This is a genomic window from Chryseobacterium vaccae (assembly GCF_009602705.1).
Taxonomy (GTDB): domain Bacteria; phylum Bacteroidota; class Bacteroidia; order Flavobacteriales; family Weeksellaceae; genus Chryseobacterium; species Chryseobacterium vaccae.
On the sequence record NZ_VSWH01000001.1, the window covers coordinates 4,619,556 to 4,639,205 of the forward strand.

Annotated in this window: 20 protein-coding genes; 14 read left to right on the plus strand and 6 right to left on the minus strand. The window is 34.8% G+C overall.

From position 1 onward, the window contains the following. Positions 1-105 precede the first annotated feature (105 nt). From FW768_RS21235 to FW768_RS21270, 9 genes are all read left to right on the plus strand, one after another. Positions 106-2,703, plus strand: a complete 2,598-nt coding sequence (locus FW768_RS21235; RefSeq protein WP_153398900.1) for a hypothetical protein — start codon at positions 106-108, stop codon at positions 2,701-2,703. Positions 2,704-2,743: 40 nt separating this feature from the next. Continuing rightward, positions 2,744-3,373 (plus strand): hypothetical protein, encoded by a 630-nt coding sequence (locus tag FW768_RS21240; protein WP_153398903.1) that lies wholly within the window; start codon positions 2,744-2,746, stop codon positions 3,371-3,373. Positions 3,374-3,471: 98 nt separating this feature from the next. Then, positions 3,472-4,254, plus strand: a complete 783-nt coding sequence (locus FW768_RS21245; protein WP_153398906.1) for a CPBP family intramembrane glutamic endopeptidase — start codon at positions 3,472-3,474, stop codon at positions 4,252-4,254. An 89-nt stretch (positions 4,255-4,343) separates the two neighbouring features. Next, positions 4,344-4,754, plus strand: coding sequence for a hypothetical protein (locus FW768_RS21250; protein ID WP_153398908.1), 411 nt, complete (start codon positions 4,344-4,346; stop codon positions 4,752-4,754). A 22-nt stretch (positions 4,755-4,776) separates the two neighbouring features. Continuing rightward, complete coding sequence (locus FW768_RS21255) at positions 4,777-5,616, plus strand: XAC2610-related protein (protein ID WP_153398911.1); 840 nt, start codon at positions 4,777-4,779, stop codon at positions 5,614-5,616. 240 nt (positions 5,617-5,856) lie between these two features. Next, positions 5,857-8,697, plus strand: a complete 2,841-nt coding sequence (locus FW768_RS21260) for a sensor histidine kinase (protein ID WP_185152027.1) — start codon at positions 5,857-5,859, stop codon at positions 8,695-8,697. Continuing rightward, complete coding sequence (locus tag FW768_RS21265; protein ID WP_153398917.1) at positions 8,666-9,400, plus strand: LytR/AlgR family response regulator transcription factor; 735 nt, start codon at positions 8,666-8,668, stop codon at positions 9,398-9,400. Before FW768_RS21260 ends, FW768_RS21265 begins: the two co-directional genes overlap by 32 nt. Before the next feature lie 42 nt (positions 9,401-9,442). Continuing rightward, the gene (locus FW768_RS23580; protein WP_185152028.1) at positions 9,443-9,622 is read left to right on the plus strand and encodes a hypothetical protein; all 180 of its coding nucleotides are present in this window, start codon (positions 9,443-9,445) and stop codon (positions 9,620-9,622) included. 199 nt (positions 9,623-9,821) lie between these two features. Then, entirely contained in the window at positions 9,822-10,190 is a 369-nt protein-coding gene (locus FW768_RS21270; protein ID WP_153398920.1) for a hypothetical protein, read from the plus strand. Between the two features lie 291 nt (positions 10,191-10,481). Here FW768_RS21270 and FW768_RS21275 read toward each other — a convergent pair whose 3' ends face one another. After that, positions 10,482-10,871, minus strand: a complete 390-nt coding sequence (locus tag FW768_RS21275) for a hypothetical protein (protein ID WP_153398922.1) — start codon at positions 10,869-10,871, stop codon at positions 10,482-10,484. A 143-nt stretch (positions 10,872-11,014) separates the two neighbouring features. Between FW768_RS21275 and FW768_RS21280 the strand changes: the two genes are divergently transcribed. Both FW768_RS21280 and FW768_RS21285 read left to right on the plus strand, forming a co-directional pair. Beyond that, positions 11,015-11,773 (plus strand): response regulator transcription factor, encoded by a 759-nt coding sequence (locus tag FW768_RS21280; RefSeq protein WP_153398925.1) that lies wholly within the window; start codon positions 11,015-11,017, stop codon positions 11,771-11,773. 129 nt (positions 11,774-11,902) lie between these two features. Further along, positions 11,903-12,919, plus strand: coding sequence for a L,D-transpeptidase (locus FW768_RS21285; RefSeq protein ID WP_231128758.1), 1,017 nt, complete (start codon positions 11,903-11,905; stop codon positions 12,917-12,919). Here the strand turns inward: FW768_RS21285 and FW768_RS21290 are convergent. From FW768_RS21290 to FW768_RS21300, 3 genes are all read right to left on the minus strand, one after another. Then, a complete protein-coding gene (locus FW768_RS21290) occupies positions 12,912-13,439 on the minus strand; it encodes a hypothetical protein (protein WP_153398931.1) in 528 nt (175 codons plus the stop codon). The genes FW768_RS21285 and FW768_RS21290 overlap by 8 nt on opposite strands. A 3-nt stretch (positions 13,440-13,442) precedes the next feature. After that, positions 13,443-14,768 (minus strand): PDZ domain-containing protein, encoded by a 1,326-nt coding sequence (locus tag FW768_RS21295; protein WP_153398934.1) that lies wholly within the window; start codon positions 14,766-14,768, stop codon positions 13,443-13,445. Positions 14,769-14,889: 121 nt separating this feature from the next. Beyond that, positions 14,890-15,528, minus strand: coding sequence for an alpha/beta hydrolase (locus tag FW768_RS21300; protein ID WP_153398938.1), 639 nt, complete (start codon positions 15,526-15,528; stop codon positions 14,890-14,892). A 238-nt stretch (positions 15,529-15,766) separates the two neighbouring features. Between FW768_RS21300 and FW768_RS21305 the strand changes: the two genes are divergently transcribed. Next, positions 15,767-16,186: a hypothetical protein gene (locus FW768_RS21305; protein ID WP_231128760.1), complete on the plus strand. Its 420-nt coding sequence runs from the start codon at positions 15,767-15,769 to the stop codon at positions 16,184-16,186. Between the two features lie 59 nt (positions 16,187-16,245). Here the strand turns inward: FW768_RS21305 and FW768_RS21310 are convergent, their stop codons facing one another. Both FW768_RS21310 and FW768_RS21315 read right to left on the minus strand, forming a co-directional pair. Further along, positions 16,246-16,884, minus strand: a complete 639-nt coding sequence (locus FW768_RS21310) for a response regulator (RefSeq protein ID WP_153398944.1) — start codon at positions 16,882-16,884, stop codon at positions 16,246-16,248. Continuing rightward, entirely contained in the window at positions 16,874-18,823 is a 1,950-nt protein-coding gene (locus FW768_RS21315) for a sensor histidine kinase (protein WP_185152029.1), read from the minus strand. The genes FW768_RS21310 and FW768_RS21315 overlap by 11 nt, the downstream gene beginning before the upstream one ends. Before the next feature lie 265 nt (positions 18,824-19,088). Here FW768_RS21315 and FW768_RS21320 point away from each other — a divergent pair, with 265 nt between their 5' ends. Together FW768_RS21320 and FW768_RS21325 are read left to right on the plus strand one after the other, a co-directional pair. Then, the gene (locus tag FW768_RS21320) at positions 19,089-19,232 is read left to right on the plus strand and encodes a hypothetical protein (protein ID WP_153398950.1); all 144 of its coding nucleotides are present in this window, start codon (positions 19,089-19,091) and stop codon (positions 19,230-19,232) included. Positions 19,233-19,298: 66 nt separating this feature from the next. Further along, positions 19,299-19,547, plus strand: coding sequence for an outer membrane beta-barrel protein (locus FW768_RS21325; RefSeq protein WP_262885803.1), 249 nt, complete (start codon positions 19,299-19,301; stop codon positions 19,545-19,547). Positions 19,548-19,650: the final 103 nt, after the last annotated feature.

Sequence of the window (19,650 nt, forward strand, 5' to 3'; positions counted from 1 at the left end):
CTATGCACTTCCTGTTTTATATATTCGTTGAACTGAAGTACTTTTATTTCTCTGTTTTTCTATAATAACAATACTCTATTCCATTAACATTTAAAATTAAAAAATATGGCATCATTACTAAGACCAGTTCTCGGCTTCTCAAATGATATTGGCGGATTATTAGGCAATGACAATGATAATTTCGGAGCAATAGGCAATCTATTGAATATCCAGATGGATATGCTGGAAAATATGTCTTCAAAATTAGATAAGATTAAAGAATCCTTAGACCTGATTATTGAGAATCAGGAAGCAATAGAAAAAAAGCTTAATGCAACCCCTTCAAAAACAGTTTTAGAGCTTTATCAAAAAGATATTGAAGGGCTTTTTATTCTTCTCAAGGAAAAAGTGTCCGCATATATTGTGGAAAATGAAAGCGGAACGATTACCGCTGAAAGAATCAGTTTGATTTTTGATGAGATTTTAAGGGAATTACAGCTTGCCAGAGCGAAAGTTATGGGGAGTGGATATATTAACATTCCATTGGTGGCAACCTGTCTCCACTTTGAGGTTTTACTTATGGTGTTTGCGAATCAGCCTAAATCTTATATACGGGTTGTGCTTAATTCTTACAAAAACTGGTTTGAGAAAGTATCGAATAAAAAGGGAGAGCTCTACGTTTCATATGACCAGGCAAAAGGAAATGCTTTATTAATTAAGAGCGTAATCTATAATCTGTATACTTACAATAAAACTAAATTTTCAGAATCAAGAAAACATACGATTTCTGTTTATGGAAGTCAATTAGGAAAGAAAGGAGCAGCAGAGGGTGAATTATTTGATATAGAAATTACCTCCGTTTTTTATGATATGTATTTTAAAAAGTTTAAATACAAAATAGGAAATAGCTGGAACGATGAAGAAATGAAAATGATAATTGGATTGATTGATCGTCAATTGATTGAAAGAGATGAGGTTTACCCTGAACTTGAAGTAGATTATTCCAGCATTACAGAAATACCCGTTTATACATTTAATAAAGAAGTGACTAAAAATGGAACGGTTGCACCTACACAGATAAGTTTAGATTTTTTCATTAATGAAAGTTGGGAAGAATTAATGAATACGCCCGATAAAGATAAGATTACAGACGCAGAAAATAAACCCAGATTATTTGAAAATGCCAAGACAGAAATAGACAAGCTGAATTCAAATGGTGAACTTCTGCTTATGTATGCTGCTTTTGTAAAATCAGCAGATGATTCCTTAAATGCCATTGAAAAAATTTCCGAAAACCTGGAGACTTTTGATGATACAAAAGCGATTTCATTTTTTACAGAATATGATACGATACAGGAATTAAATAACAAGCGGATAGAGATCTGGCAGGCATTCATCAATGAGAAAATTGAAAAAATGGCCGACGACGAAAAAAAGAAAAAGCTTTTGGAAATAAATACCCGAATGCAGCAACTTAAAAATTCGGAAAAGGATATTATTGCGGCCTACGATAAAGCGCAAAAAGAGTTTGAAGATAATCTCTCGAAAGACCTCTGGGATGAAATAGCAAAGATTCTCGAGCCTATTGGCAAAGAGATAGAAAAAGGAATTCAGAATGTGGGTAAGGAAGCTGAAATTTTTGGGCAAAACCTGGGGAAGAATCTTGAAAAAGGAATTCAGGATATTGGAAAACAATTAGAAAGGGACGCACAAAACCTTGGTGAAGGGATTAGTGCATCGGTAACTTTTGTAGAAGATCAGGTTAAAGCCTACGGAAAAATGCTTTCTAATGCAGGAAAGAGATTATTAGAGGGTAAAATAGTTGATGCTGTTTGGCATTCTTATACGGACATGCTCAAATATTCAGATGAAAACTTTGCGAAAGCGGTTCAGAATTCTTCACTTCTCAATTCAATTGCATCCTCTGTTTGCACAATATATGGGGGACCGGCAGGTGCAGCGGCTTATGCTGCATGGTATACCTATAAGCTTACGAAGGATTTATCATTGGCCTTGAAAACGGGGCTTATTGCGGGATTAACTTCTTACTACACAAAAGAAATAAATGGCACAGAAGGGCTGGCAGTACCCAAAGATGAGGTGTTAAAAAAAGCTTTGGCAACTTCTGCTATTGGAGCCATTGCCATTGGAGCCAGTGGCGGTGATGAAAAGGCTATTTTGGAAGGCTTTTTAAAAGGTGCAGCGTTATCAATTGCCAGTAACAAGTATAAAGAGCTAACCTTAGAGGAAATTGAAGGGAGAGCTCCTACTGAAGGTCCTGTTTTGAAATTGGGCCGTATTGATGATAAATATTTGATTATGAGGAATAACGAAGGGAATAGTCTGTTTACAACGGTTTTCGATGAAAACTCTGGTGAGTATTTAGTAATTCCGAATGCTAAGTTAGAATTGTTAACCTTAAGAGAATTAGGAAGAAATGTTTCAATTGTTGGTGTTGGTTCAGTATCAGATGCCGGTTTACAGCTTTTTTCAAAATACGAAACCGGAGTGTTAATGCAGGGACTGGCTAAATTGCCTTATATGAATGATATGGCGTTGTTTCATGATCAATGGTGTGATACTCTTGGAAATCTAAACGATTTTGAAACCATGATAACTATTTTGCCTGCAACTATTTTAACTGTTGGTGGCTCTCCAACACCTCTTCTGACACAAATTCAAGAACTGGCTATTCAAAATAAGGAAAAAATAGAAAACCCTTAAAGGGATGTATGTAGAAATATTAACTAATCAAACTTAAAATATGAAACCAATAACCATCATCTTAGCTTTCCTTTGCTTATCGATTAAGAGCTTTGGACAGATTAATTCAGAGAAATTATTTAAATCCTTCAGACAAGGTGAGAGAAGTAACTGTGCATCAATTGCATTGATAAAAGCGTCTTTAGAAGTTTATGGGATGAACAATTTATTTATGGTCAACAGCAATGAAAATGATACCATTAAGGTAATTTTAAAGGATAACTCACGAGTGAAATTAGCTCTCAACGAATTAGCATTGGCCGAGACGTCCGCAGGATTTATAATGATTGAAGATAATCAGGACAGCAGAGAAATTCTTAAATATGCTGTATTAACTTATGCTATTATGGCAAAGCATAAACAGGACATAGAAAAAAAATATTCAACCTATCAGGGAGCTCTTGATGACTTAGAATATGGAGCTTTTGCAGGTGATGTTTATAAATATTTAGGATTTGAGAAGGGAAAACAGGTTATACGGCATAAGAGGTTTACAGCAGGTAAACTTTGTGGACTGATAGCGTGGTCCCCTGCCCATGCAGTATATGCGTGCGGAGGATATATGGATTATCATGGAACCAAGAAGCCATTGTGGGCCAAATATTCAGGTCGAATACAAATTGTTAAATAGATTATCCTTTCAGCATTGGTTATTGTAAGAATTATAATTATCCAATATGATCGTTTTCTGCAAAGTTGTATGTATCTTCTGCCATTAAAAAACAGAATATGAAAAGAAGCATTAAGCTCATTCTGATCCCAATACTTGCATACCTCATATATTCTTTTGTGATGTATCATTTTGAAAAGATCATGCATTTTTTCAATCCCTATACTCACTTTCCTTTGCTGTCATATTTTTTAGTGTATATAATGGCTGTTGTACCGCTGATGATCTCTCTTTATATGATTTCGGAGAAGAATATGATCAATACACTTGGATTGAATATAAACGGCTTAAAAAAAGGAATCCTGCTATCCTTTCTCTTTATCCTTCCGATGGTATTGTATGCACTGTTTTTTAGCAGGATAAATACCAATACAGATCCGGCGAATCTTTTTGCTAAAAGTGCCTTTGCAGGTCTGTTTGAAGAGGTCATTTACAGGGGCTTCATTTTTGGAATATTATTCAGGTACCTGAAAATGGGATTTATACCCGCTGTAGTTATTGCTTCAGTTATCTTTGCATCAGGGCATCTGTATCAGGGAACATTGCTGATTGATTTATTTCAGATCTTTATTCTTACCTTTTTGGGTTCCGTTTTATATGCCTGGCTTTACACAGAGTGGAATTTTAACCTGTGGATTCCCGTTGTGCTTCATTCTTTGATGAATTTAGTCTGGATGCTTTTTGATTTTGATCACACGGTGATTGGTTCTTCAGGTGCAAATATTTGCAGGTTCCTTACCGTTGCGCTGGCCATTATCTATACCGTCCGGTTTAAAAGAAAGAACAATATTCCTTTATCAGTTCATAAACAAAGCCTTTGGACGTTTAAAGCTATCCTTTAGTTTAACAAAGTTCATTATAGCAAGAGACGTTACGGTTTTGCATATCCCGCACTTTATTACTATTTTAGTCATAACCATATCAAAACTCAATGCCGAAAAGAAAATTCATTTTACTGTCAATGCTTAAGACCTGGCTTTTGGCTACAGTCATTTCAGAAATTTCATTGATGATCTTCATGGATGCTACAAAACGTCCTGAGGATTACCGGAGAATGTGTGATATGAGCGGTTTAGGTTATGTTCTTCTTGTCTTTTGGACATTGGTTTTGAGTACTTTTTCTTTCAGCAGCCTTCTATCGCTTTTAAAACCGTTTCAGGGGAAAATCAAAACAGCTCTGTGCTGGTTTCTGCTGCCTTCCGTTCCATTGATATATTCCTTGTTTTTAACGGAAAGTGAAGGATTTGATACACAAGGGACTTTTCTTTTACTGATTTTTGACCTGCCTTGGCTCATCTTGTGGGTGTTTTTTTATATCAGGTTTAATTCCTTGTTTAAATAAGGTTATATAACAACTGTATCTTATGAAAAAGCTTTTATTTTTATATAGCATCTTATTTTCTATTGTAGTTCATGCGCAGCCTTTTACTTTTAAATCGGTTGGTGAGGCTAAAGAATTCAGAGTAACATTTTATTATGGAACAAAAGGTAAAGGAGCCTTTGTGCAGTATGACGGGCAGAAAGGCAGGATTCCCTTACAAATTAAAAAGTACACCTTAGATACAAGCGGAAGAGACGATGGGCAGCCGGATACGCACCATTATGTCTGGGATGAAATGGTTGATGGGAAAGTAAACGGAACCTACAGGCTTTCTCTTATGAAACATACTTTTTTTGATGTAAGCTATATCCGGAAAAAAGACGGCAGAAATTTTAAGCTGGAACCTGTAGATGAAAAAACAGAAAAATATGACGGCGGCAATCAGTATTTGATGCATGGCGTATTGATTTCTTTCAACCACTTTTACAATGACCGCCTTACTTTTGATTATGGTAACGGTAAAAAAGAAAGTATAGAACTTTTATCTATAGAAAACCCGGATGCTGCCAGGCAGAGTATCATAGAAGACTATAATTTTGACGGATATGATGATGTCGCATTCTCTGTACCGGATGCCGGAATGGGCGTTTACAGAATGTTTACCATTTATCTGTATCAACCTGCGACAAAACGTTTTGTAGAACTTAAAGAACCAGATTATTCACGGTCACGATGCTCTTGTTTATGCGATGTAAGGGTGAATAAAACAAAGAAACTATTAGAAACCGGATGCAGGGGAGGAGCCTCATGGCATAAAGATACCTATAGGTTTGATAAAAACGGAATCCTGAAATGGAATTCTTCCAAAGAAGATAATGAATAAAACAGATAAGGGAAAAATAGTAACAGTATGTTTTTAAGATAAGCAAGGCAGCCGCTTTGCTTATCAAGTTTTATTTAAGGTATATCTTTAAAACTATAATAGAAGAAAATAATAGGTTAATACCTAAAAAACGTATTTTTATTGAGTATAACCCATCACCACTCAATATTAATGTTCAGAAAAATATTTGTAATTCTTATAAGTTGTATTTTTTCTATTCACATTTCCCAAATACCCGGATTGCGGAACTATAATGAAAATGACGGATTGAATAGTTCATACACCTATCGTTTAAAACAAGATAACAATGGTTTTATATGGATAGGTAGTGATAACGGACTCTTTAGATTTGATGGGAAGGAATTTAAGCAATATGGGAAAGAAGAGGGACTGATGAATATAGAAGTAATAGACTGTGAGCCTTTACCTAACGGAGAGGTTTTTTTGATCCCATATCTGAATGATTTTGCTTATTTAAAGAATGAAAAAATTATTAATTTAAGCTTCAGCAGATCTCTCAAAAACCAGTTTGCAAATTCTTTAGCCAGAACTGATAGAAATGGGAATAAGTTGTATTTATATAGTACAAATAATCCTAAAAGTATTCTTACGTATGAGAATGGTGCTTTTAAAACTCAAACCGTTACATTAAATTATGGTCAAAAAAATGTAAATGCCTTTAAATATGATTTTCACAGGAATATTTTATATATGAGGGATAATATTGAAGATCATGTCTTAGCCTATAATATGAATGATAATAAGATAAAAATTATTCAGGCTGAAGGAGAGTTTGTCTGTCAAAAAGATAATCTTTTTGTGTTCAATCATAAAGGAACAATTAATGTATACAAAAAGCAGGGGCTTTTTAAATTTCTGAAAATAAATTCCTACCAATTAAAACAAAATATCATATATGGTTCTATAGATAAGAACAATAAGTTATGGCTGAATTTAGAAGCTGGCGGAGCCTTATATTTTAACCAGTCATTACTGGACGAAAAGAAACTATTAGAAACGCCTGTAAAACTTTTACAGAATTATACTATTCATAATGTTCTCGTAGATAAAGATGATAATGTGTGGTTTAATTCAAAAAATAACGGTATTTTTTTTATTACTAAGGTTTTCTTTGATAACTATATTAATCTCTCATTAAAAAACAATTCAGGATATATAAAAGCTATTGCTACCGATGGAAAGAATATTTTTTTAGGTTATAATAATTCATCCAGTGCCATTTACAGGAATGGTAAATTAAAGAATATAGTATTTGATGAATACTATAAACATGATAGTAAAGGTATATATGCTCACGGAAATATATTAGTTTTCGCATTTTCTAACAGGATTTTTGTTTATGATACTAAACAAAATAAAAAGAGAATATTGAATTACAATGCTAAAAATATAGCTCCTTACAGCAAAAATTCTATATTACTTTGTACAGCACAGGGCTTATTTGCGTATCATATGCAAAATGAAAAAATTGAAATTTTATCTAATGAAAGAACTTACACTGCGCTGCCTTTTAGTCAGGATAGTATATTGATGGGTAATTTCAATGATTTGTATAAATTGAATATAAAAACCAAAAAAAGAAAAATATTTTTGGAAAGATGCTACCTTAAAGACATTAAAAAATTAAAAGAAAATCTTTATGTCGGTGCTGGTAATACTAATGGAGTCATTCTTTTTAATAACAAAGGTATAGTAAGGAAAATCACAAAAAATGATGGTTTAATAAATAACCAGGTTAAGAAAATTAATATTGAAACGCCTGATGTTTTTTGGGCAAGCACCAATTCCGGAATATCCAGAATTGAAATTAAAGAAAATAATATAAGAATTAATAATTTCACTCAGCTGGATGGGTTGCCTTCTAATTTAACAGCAGGTTGTATTGTAAGAAATGATTCTGTTTTTATTGGGACTTCCGGCGGGCTGGTGATTTTTCCAATCAGGAAATTACTTGCACAGGAGAAATCCATTAATAAAAAAGTAATTATCAATTCCGTAAAAATAGGAAATAAAGAATATTCCAATATCAGCCAAAAGCTGGAAGGAATCACTCCTGATGATGTCATCTTTAATCTCAGCTTTCCAGATTATACTTCACAAGGAAAGATTGCATTTAAATATAAGGTGGAAGGCCTTAATAATACCTGGCAGACAACTAATTCCTCTAAAATTATTCTTAATTCTATACCTCCGGGAAAATATTTGTTAAGAGTTATTGGTTTGGGCTACAATGGAAAACAGTCATATGCTTCTACAAATTTGGCATTTGAAATTAAGCCCCGGTTCTGGCAGACATGGTGGTTTACTTCAGTCCTAACCTTTATTCTTTTAACTGTCGTATATGTGCTGATTAATTTATATTTTCAAAAGCAGCGTAAGAAAAAACTGGAAGCACTGTATTTTGAGAAAAAAATAGCAGACTTAGAATTGCAGGCTATTAAAGCACAAATTAATCCTCACTTTATCTATAATTGTCTTAATTCTATCCAGTATCTGCTTTTCAAAGGTGATTATTCAAAAACTGAAAACTATTTAAATATATTTTCCAAAATGATCAGAAAGACACTTCATTATTCGGAAAAAACCTTTATTACGATTAATGAAGAAGTTGATTATCTCTTTTTATATCTTAATATGGAAAAGCTTCGTCAGGATGATCTTTTCGACTATAGTATCGATATTTCTGAAGAAGTAAATAAAAACTGGGCGATTCCTTCATTATTAATACAGCCTTTTGTAGAGAATGCAATTAAGCACGGTGTTTCCGATCTTGAAAATCAGAAAGGTCTTATCAGCATATCATTTGATTATAAAAATGGGTTTCTTTGTATAATAATTGAAGATAATGGTACAGGAATCAGCGATATAAAAGAATCTACACTTAGTAATTCTTTCGGACTAAAATTATCTCAAAAAAGGATTGAGACCTTCAAGCACCTTTTTGAAACTGATATTACTTTAAAAATCGTTAATCTTTCTGATGAGTCTGAAAAACAGGGCACAGCAGTTAAACTTTATATAACACCAAATGAAAACCAAAACACAAATTTGCATCATTGATGATGAAAAACATGGAAGAGATTATATTACACTCTTGCTAAAAGAAGAATTTCCCGAAATTGAGATCAGTTTTCAGGCTTCAAATATTAAAGATTCATATAAAAATCTTGTAAAAAAAGTTCCCGATATATTGTTTCTTGATATCCAGCTGCGTGACGGGACCATTTTTGATCTGCTGTCAAAATTTAAAGAAATCCCATCACAGATTATATTTATTACTGCTTTTGAAAACTTCGCCATTCAGGCTATAAAAAACGGAGCCACCGATTATCTTTTAAAGCCCGTTCAAAGGCTTGATTTTATTATTGCGGTCAATAAGGCTTTGGAAAATATAAAAAAAAATAAACCTGTTCATCATACCGTTTATGAAAATAAAATTAGCTTGCCCTCACTGCAGGGCTTCAAAATGGTTAATGTTGCAGAAATTATTCGCTGTGAAGCAGACTCAAATTATACCACGTTTTATATGATCAATAATACTAAAATAGTGGTGTCCAGAACTCTTTATGAGTTTGAAGAAATACTTGAAGGATACAATTTTTTTAGGATACATCACAAACACCTTATTAACCTTTCCCATCTTCAGGAATATATAAAAGGAAAAGGAGGACAGGTCATCATGAGTGATAACTCAATACTCAATGTTTCACAACGGAAGAAAAATGATTTCATACAGAAAGTAGAAGATATTGATATAGATTAACCTGAGTTCGTGTTAAGGAGTTTAAATGTAAAAGGTTGGAAGATGGAAGAAGGAGGCTGGAAGTTACTTTTAGTTATACGTATTGAAAGCCACCAGAAAATCAAATTAAATAAAAACAGATCAATATTTGTTTTTAATGACTTTCAAAACTTCCCTCTTCCATCATCCAGCTTCAAACCTGCATCCATCAGATATTCTTATCCCGAACTGAGGTTAGATTAATATTACGTTTATTTTCATCCGGGGAAGCAATATTTATACTTTTACCAATATTGATATTTTTCATGTAGATCAACTTCAGAAATCTTAGTTATCTGAAAGAACGTGGCAATTACTTAATCAACAGTTGCAGTTGCTCGTTATAATTACTTGTTTAGTCTGGTTCTTTCTATCTTCGAATTGTTAATCAAAACTTTTTATTATGAGAAATACCATTAAAAAAGAACTTATTAAAGTTCAGCAGAGCTCTGTTTTCAGAGTGGTGAAAAGAAAATTACTATTGGCAGCTATTGGTGTATTTACTTCTTATTCTGTATTTGCAACCCAGCCGAAAGAACAGAAATTAAATGAAAGTAGAGTATTTACTATACAGCCTGCAGGACAAGGACTAAATGAATGTGGATTACATGCATCTGTACGCATGCATAAAATTATTAATGGAGTAGTTCGCTACGATACTTATTATTACTATTTTAATTCTGTGGCAGACGCAGAACAGTACATCGCGGAAAATACCAATAGTATTAGGGGTGGGGTACTTGCTTGCTATGCAACAGGCCCAATGCGCTGAGCATAACTTTTTTAAGTATTTGGAGGCTGTCTCAAAAGTGAGATAGTCTTTTTGTGTACAAAAAAACTTTTACTTTCCTCCCGGTTGCAAATTGATAAATTTGCCGTGTTTTTTTTTTTTTTTTTTTTTTTTTTTTTCAATTGATTTATAGTGGTTTACAATATAAAATGATCATTCTGCCTGAGCTATTTCAACAATTGTAAACGTGCTGGATAGTATCAAAAAAAATTACTGTCATAAGACAGTAATAGTAGAGATTATCAGATCGATAATTTTGACCAGTTTAGTATTCTATTTCTTTGACTGATCTCGGATGACTGCTTTAATTCGGCCGCTGTTATTTAAAATTTTCAGTCTGAATTGACTCTCATGGTTTGAGTTATTTACGATAAAAACTTCATGGGCGAAATTCACTTTAACGGTGACCGAATCGTTAATAGGCAGTTCCTTTATTTCATGGTTATTGATGACATAGTGGAGTGGAGCTGTCCTGGAAGAATTGTATAAAACCGTTTCCAGACTTTCCTTTGTTGAATTTTTTATTTTTAAATCTTTGTGAGCGGGTATCATCCAGTGATTACGGTAGATATGCCTCCCTCTGGATATCTGAAATGAAGAAGACAGCATCACAAGTACAGCTGTACATAAAATAAATCGTGAATAGAAATAGATATTCTTCATTTTTCCTAAGATATACAGTACTGTGAATATTTTTCGCAAATGTATATCACGTCATTTTGATAACTGCTACACTTTTGTGTAGATTTGCTGTATAGAAACAAATACTACCTTTTTGGGTAGCAGTTCTAAGCACGTAAGGATACATGGAAGAAATAAACCAATTTTTTAACGAAAAAAATGAGGTAAGCAAAGATGCTGAAATTGATTTTTCGCAGTCCGGAGATTATCTGGAAGCCGTAAGAGCTTTTGCCAGGATTACTTATCAAAGCTTATACGTCATCAATTATCAGACTAAATCTTTCGAATATGTGTCCGATAATCCTTTATTTCTATGCGGAAAATCTTCCGAAGAAGTGAAAGAATTGGGATATGCCTTTTATTTTCAGCATGTCAGGCCGAAAGATGTAGAACTTTTAATAAAAATTAATAAAGCAGGATTTGAATTTTACGACACGATACCGGTGTCTGAAAGAAAAAAATACAGCATATCTTATGATTTTCACCTGATGAATGGGAAAAAGAATGAAATTCTTGTTAATCATAAGCTTACCCCTATGTTTCTCGCAGAAAACGGCCAGGTATGGAAGGCCTTATGTTTCGTATCTCTTTCTAACAGTACCGAGGCGGGGAATATTGTGCTGAGTAAAGAAGGATCAGATGAAATATGGAGATATGATCCGGAAGCAGATCAATGGAATAAAGAAGAAAAGATAAAACTTTCAGAAAGAGAACATGAGATTTTGCGCCTGTATACCAGCGGGATGACCATCAGCGAGATAGCCGGGAAATTATTTATTACCGCAGATACCGTAAAATTTCACCGGAAGAAACTCTTCGAAAAGATAGGCGTAAACAATATTGCAGAAGCATTTGCCTATGCTAAAACCAATAAACTGCTGTAAACAGATTGGGTTTGACTACCGTTTTTTTACGGTATTTTTCGGAATGTCTTTTAGGATTCAATTTTAGGTCTGATATTTGCACTGGGTAGCCAAACTAAGTGACCTATTTTATTTATGAAAAACATATCTGTGAAAAAATCATTTTTATATGCCTGTTTTTGTGCTGCATTGATGATTTCATGTAAAAAAGAAATTGAAAAGATCAGCGATACTTTTAAAGATACCGTTTCTTCATCCGAAAATCCTGTTGCAGAAAAAGATTCAGTAAAGAAGGATTCGGTGGTGAAAAAAGAATCAATGCCGCCGGCAATGCAGGAAAATGGTTTTTATAACGCGCTGGCACTTCCGAAAGACAAAAAATTAAGAGATTCCGTATATGCTGAATTCAGCAAAAAATACAGCGAACGCGAACGTTACGCTATTTTGGCCCTGAACAGACTTGATTCTAAAAATAAATGGAATTCCGATACCTTAGTGGTTCCTGCTAAAATAGATACAACCCTGATGGCTTACTCACCATTTCCTATGCAGTTGGATGTATTGAGCGGTGTTAAAAAATTTGTCATCTTTTCATATCCTATTCAGGCTTACGGAGTATATTCCAACGGAAGTCTTGTGAAATGGGGACCGACAAGTATGGGGAAAAAATCTGCGCAGACAACCAGAGGCCTTACTTTTGCCAACTGGAAAAAGAAACTTTCCATTTCAACAGTCAGCAGCGAATGGAAACTTCCCTATAATTTCAACATTCATAACATAGGCGGGATCGGATGGCATCAGTATGATCTGCCGGGATATCCTGCATCACACTCATGCTTACGTCTCTTAATGAAAGATGCGCAATGGCTGTATTCTTATGCAGATACCTGGATTCTTAATCCTGGAGGAGCAACCACAAAAGCAAAAGGAACGCCGGTAATGGTCTTCGGGGATTATAAATGGGGCGGAAGAAAGCCATGGAGAAAACTTCTGGAAGATCCGAATGCCAATAATATCTCAGTAGAAGAAATGAACAAGCTTTTAGAACCGAATGTTGAAAAAATGATCAAAGAACAGGATAACAGAGAGAGAGTGGCAGATTCCATCAAAACAGCGAAAGCAATGGCGGTACCTGCTGAAAAACCGGAAGAACTTCCTGTTAACTGATTTTTTTCTCAAACTGTAAAGTAGATTCTTCAGCAAATCTTCTCAGCTTAAACATCTCATCTTTACCCTTATGCTGCCCGAATCTTGCAGCGAGATAAGTAAGGAGTATGAAGAACAACATAACAAAAGAAGCGCTCAGGGCCCAAGGGTACTCGGCGCTTTTTATTTGTTTTTCCACATAATACATCGTGAAGAACGTCATCCAGAGAATGGAAAAAGAAAAATAAAGAAACATAAAAAAGGTCCATACTGCTGAACTGGGACCAAAAACGCCTCGTATGGTGGTATGCTCCTCCTCAATCTCTACCCTCAAAGAAAGTCTTGGTTTCCAGTAATTATCATAGGCTGTTTCTACATAGATTGTTGCTACTTCTTTATTAACGTTGCCGGAAAATTCACCTTTGTGCTCAGTAAGGTATTTTTTCAGATTATCTGCATATTCCTCTTTTGTAAGATGGGTATACATCTTGAATCTGGGCCGGGTTCTTATTTTATCTAATGTGGTTTCTTCTGTTTTCATATATTATTCTTGATAAGGGATGGGATCTTCCAATACAAAGCTGAACGTCATCTGCTGGGTATTTCTCTGGATTACCATCGTAATATTCTTTCCTTCCTCAGACTTCATCATATCCATGATTTTTTCCATGGTCATATCAGCAGTTTTGCTTCCGTTGATGGTGATAATGTGATCATCTTTTTTTAAACCTGCCTTATAAGCCGGGGAGTCTTTCCTTACACCGGCAATCGAAAATAGGGGTTTTAAAGTAAATTTATACTGAAATGTATTTCCTACAGAAATTTCGTTGCCGGATTCTGCTTTTCTCTGAGGTTCTATTTTTACGCGGTCCTGCTGCCATTCCAATCCGTCTTGTCTGAAATCCAGTCCACTCATGTTAAAATGAAAAGGATCATTGAAGTTTCTGTTTCTTTTAAGGTACAGCTTACCGCCGGTATAATCAAAAAAAGTGGTAAAGCGCCGCAGAATCTCTCCGCCTATAGAGCCTTTTCTGTTCTCTACTATTTTTACATGCTGGATAGAATACTCATCCGGCATGGCAGTAAGAGGCTTTTCAAACTGAAATTTTCCCAGATAAAGAGTATGAATTCTGCTTCTTTTACCATAAATATCTCCGTTGAAGCCACGCCCAAGAAAATCATCAATATTAGGCCTGTTGTATACAAAATCTTTGATCAGGGCAGGGAAGAGCCATATGGCATCACTATTTCCCAGATCAATCAGCAATTTTGAATTTTTCTTTTCAGTGGTCATTTCCACATCAGCCGTTAAATAAGGCTTGTCCTGTTCTATTGTAATCGGGATTTCCTCATACTTTCTGACTTTTTTTTGGATGGTTTCAGAATCCTGGTAAACCGTAATTTTTTTAGTCACATAATCTATGGAAACAGGGTGATTCTTGAAAAAATGATAGCCGATAACGCCATTTACCGGAATTCCAATATGGGAAGAAATGTTAAATTCTTCATCCATAATAAGATACAGCATCATAGATGTATTCACAATCTGATCTCCGATTTTGGCAAGATTACGGTCAGACTTAAAACCGTCAATACTTACGTTCTCTCCAAGACCTGAAAACTTCATCTTTTCTACATTAGAAAGCTTAATTTCTTTATTATCTAAACTGAAAAGCAGCGTTTCAGCAACTCCGGTATCCAGCAGAAAGGTTAATTCTGCCCCGTTAACATTGATAGGAATAAAGATCAGATTATTAATCAGTTTGAAAGGAATAACTGCTTTTTTTGTATTGATCAGTTCAAAAGAATTTTTCTGCGCACCAATAAAAATGCTGAAAAATACTGCCAGTAAAAAAAGCGTTGGTTTCATTTACTGAATTTAGTGAAATTATCCCGATTGTAAATAAAAAAACATTCCAAATGCAGGAATGTTTGTATAAACGGTAATTAATTCAGTTTTATTGATTGGAAATCTTTAATGGTATATAAGCCTATTTTGAAAAGAAATCCATCAGATCCATATAGTTTTTCTGATTGACGCCATGGCCACTCATATATTCTCTGAAAGTAAAATAACAGCTCAGATCATAAAGAAGATCCGCTGCTTTTCTTCCCCAATCTAGAGGAATAACAGCATCATCTGTACCGTGTGATACAAAAAACCGGAGTCTTTCCAGCTTCTTTTTATCTTTAACAATGCCATCCAGAATTTTTTCTTCAGGATAACTGCTCAGACAGGCTACATAATTGAAAAGTTCCGGATGCTTCAGTGCCAGAGCATAACATAAGATACCACCCTGACTGAACCCGCATAAGTGAACTTTACTGTCCGTAAGTCCGTAATGGTTGACAATCTTCAGAATACTTTCCAGAACACTGCTCAGGGATTCTTTAGCCTGTACAACATCTATAAAATTTTCCGGATCATTGAAATTAATATCAAACCAGGAATATCCTTCAAATTGAGTATCTCTTGGAGCTCTGAAACTTACAATAAGCCAGTCGGAGGGAAGCGTTTCCCTGAAACTGAAAAGATCCTGTTCATTGCTGCCATAACCATGAAGCATAAAAAGTACAGGAGTCGTAGAGGTGATATTTTCCGGTTCTCTTACAAGGTAATCTAAATTCATACAGCAAATATAATTAATAAATCATATTTTCTGATTTCAAATACTGAGGTTTTATTCCGTAAGTTGAATAGCATATAATTTTTGCCTTTCTGTACTGTTCACACGCTATACAGTTGCTAAATTGTAGTTTTGCTGATTTGATATTATTTGCAAATCTTTATTGGAAATTTTTCATAAAAGTTATTTTTATATTAATAAAAAACTTATATTTGAAACATTAAAAAATCTATTTGGAGAAATGAAGCAATTTTACAAATCAAAAAGTTTACTTAGACTTTCTTTTTTATTCGTCTTATTATTTTCTGTAATTACCGTTGTCAATTCTTGTAAAAAGGATGACGATGATGAATTTCAGGATCATGTCGTTCAGTTTGAAGTAAAAACAACTTCAGGCGGAGTGATTAAAGCTATCGTAACGCAGGTAGGAACTGTAAAAACTGACATATTTGATCCGGTGGGAACCACATGGGTTAGTGGTGAGTTTTTTGTAAATTCAAGTCAGGCACAGCTTAACCTTGATGCTAAAGCAGACCTTCCACAGCCAGATTCAGAGTTGGTTATCAATCTTTGGATAGATGGAGAAATAGTAAGAACTGATAAGAAAAAAGGAGCGGGTCCTATGGTAGCTTCTATTGATTATAGCTTCTTAGAATTGTAATTTTACACTTTATATAAAAAAATAAAACCGCTTTTCAGGAAGCGGTTTTTTTATTTTTATTACTCCTCCATCAGATGCATATGTACAGCAAGGTTAATCAGTTCCGTTGAATTTTTAGCCTGAAATTTCTGCAGCAGATTTTTTCGGTGAGTATCTACGGTAAGAGGGCTTAAAAAGAGCTCTTCTGCAATAACGGCACTGGTTTTCCCTTGAGCAACCATCTGTAAGATCTGTTTCTCTCTTTTGGTAAGCCTCGGAATCGGAAGATCATTGGAAGAGGGCTTGCTGATGATCTGTTTCGTCTCATTACAGAAAACAATATTTCCGGAAAGCGCTCCTTTGATGCATACAACCAGTTCATTAATAGACGTATTTTTCAGCAGATAACCACTGGCTCCGTTTTGTATAGACTGCATAATAATACTACGCTCCGATCTGTTACTGAACATGATTACGGAGGTCTCCGGAGATATTTTCTTGATTTCCCTGCAAAGTTCCGTTCCATTGGCGTCCGGCAGTGCAATATCAAGAAGAATGATATCCACTTCATTCGAACGGATAAAGCTGACAATCTCCGAACCGGAAGTAAAGCTTTCGGAGACGTGAAAAAAAGGCTGGCTGTTCAGCATTATTTTTAGTCCTTCAATAACAATCGGGTGATCGTCTACAATAGCTATATTTATTTTTTTATTCTCCATTAATCGTAAGTTCTATATTAATCGTGGTGCCCTGGCTGTCGGAGCTTACTTCCATTTTTCCTTTCAGGTAATTCACACGGTTTCTGAGATTTCTGAATCCCATGCTTTTGATATTGTTTTTACTGTTTTTTTCAAATCCTTTTCCATTGTCTTCAACCGTAATCATAAAACTGTCACCGGATTGAGAACACTGAAGAAGAATACTGCTGGCCTGGGCGTGTTTTACTGCATTAGCCAGTAGCTCCTGAACAATTCTGTAAATATTGAGTTGAATGGTAAGCGGGATATTTTTTTCAATATTGATAGACTGGAAGCATATATCCAGATCATTGCGGGTATAAAATTCACACAAATCATTCAGTGCCGTTTCCAATCCGAAATTAAATAAAGATTCAGGCATCAGATTCCGGGCTACATGTCTGAGCTCCGCTACAGAATGGTCAAGCTGGTGGAGAATTTTGTAAAAATCTTTATGCTGCTCCGGATCAAGATGTGTTGAAGACCAGGTAGACAGATTGATTTTTACGCCTGCCAGCATCCCGCCAAGACCATCATGAAGATCCTTGGCGACACGCTCTCTTTCTCTTTCTTCTCCTTCAAGAATTGCTTTGGTAAGGGCTAGTTCTTCCTTTTGTTTAATATCTTCTATTTTCTGCTGAAGATTGATCTCTTTCTGCTCAGAAAGCTTTTTACTGTTGGTGTAAATAACAAATAAAAAGGTTAGCAGGCTTATGAGAAATAATAAGGCGAGGCTTAATACCCATAGATAGTAATTCTTTTTATTAACTTCCAGTTGTTTCTGCTTCTTCTCGGCATTAAGAAGCGCTATTTTTTTCTCTTTTTCAGATGCATTAAATTTAGCTTCCAGTTTATTGATTTCCAGTTTTACATTTTCAGTATGCAAGCTGTCGCTCAGTTTTGAATACTTCTTTTCCCAGGCCAAGGCCTGAACCGGATCACCCATGAATTCATTGAGGCTGGATAAATGACTGTAGATGGTTTTCCTGTTGTTAAGGTCCATGCCCAGGGTTTTCTCGGCGAGAACATATTCCAGCAGTTCTTTGGCTTCTTTATATTTTTTAAGCTTTTTATAAGTATCATACTTCTGGAAATAAAACATCTGCATCAGCAGTTTCATATTGAACTTTTTAGTGTAAGACAATCCTCTTTCTACAGCTTCCAGTGCCTTTTTATTTTCCTGCTGGGTGATAAAATATAAAGCTTTGTGATAAAAGTAAGAAGCATTGGCAGAAGATTCAGGATAGGGAAGAATCATTTTCTCTGCCTGATCCAGAAATTTTTTCCCAACACTGCCTTTAGCCTGGTAGGAGTAATTTCCTGACCTGCTGAGATAGGCATAAAACAATTCGGTGGAATGAGGGGCTTTTTTTTCAAGAATATGAATGGCTTGGGTATTATAACTTTCTGCTTTTTCAAATTCAGCATTATAGGTCAGCATCAGAGACAGCTGGGTATATAAATAGCCAAGCATTTGGGTCTCTCCATACGGTTCAGCTGCCGGAATGCTCTTTTCAAGCATTATTTTAATACAATAAGGATAGCCTTCTTTATTTTTCAGGGTAATTCCGTAGCTGTACCAGGATAAAGCTTTATAAAAGTCAGATTTTTTTCCTTTGAATTTTGATAGCGCCTCTATTGCTTTTTGGTAAGAAACTGCTGCTTTCTCTTTATCCAGGTCAAAATAATACTGACCTTCATAATAAGAATACAAAGCAGCGGTAATAGGATCTTTTTCTCCAGATTTTCTGCCGTTTTCCAGATATTTTTTACTTAATGGGGGGGCTGTATTTCTGTAATAATCAGATAAAATAAAATAAGCATCTCTTTTAGAAAGACTGTTCGTGTTTCCTTTGATTACCTGTTGAAGACTATCTGTATATTTTTTTTCATTAAGAGGAAACAGTTCCTGTGAATACAACGGGAAACAGTTCAAAAAACATAAGAAATACAGTATTCTCCTCATTATTAGTTCAATTCGAATTTCAAGGGTTGAATATAATTAAAAATCCATCTATTAAAAATACCTAAAAAAAGGTAGAAAAAATTACATTTTTTTAAGGATTGTATTGTGCTCTTTCCTCTGATAGTTTTGCAGAGGTCTTCAAAGGCAGATTGAAATAACACATAAATTTTAATATCAATAAAAAAAATGTTTTTACTGGGGGCTTATTTCCATGTTTGGGATGATGAATGCACAAAGAGTACAGAAAGGAGAGGCACAGGTGAACGTAGACCTTGGTGTTGCAAATGGATGGGGAATGCCGGTTTATGCAGGATTAGATTATGGTATCCATAACGACATTACTGTAGGGCAGAGTTTAGCTTAGCTTCAGAGAAATACTCAGGAGATATCAAAGGAAGATGGATAGGAGCCGGAATTAACGGGAACTATCATTTATACCCTTTTTAAAACCCCCAATAAATGGGATGTGTATGCAGCAGCAACACTGGCTTACAACTCATTTTCTTATTGCTACAACGGATCAGATTATGATTATATCAGTGATGAATCTTCAGGTGTAGGATTTGCAGGACAGGCAGGTGCCAGATATTATTTCACCGATCATTTAGCTGTTAATGTGGAAGTAGGAGGTGGAACATTTGCTTCAGGAGGGAAAATCGGACTTTCTTACAAGTTTTAGGATTCCAAAAAAATATAAGATACATCATACACAAACATATATAACAAACTTTTCATCTTTTTACCTATAAAGCCTTATGACGACAGAGCTTTAAAAGTGATAC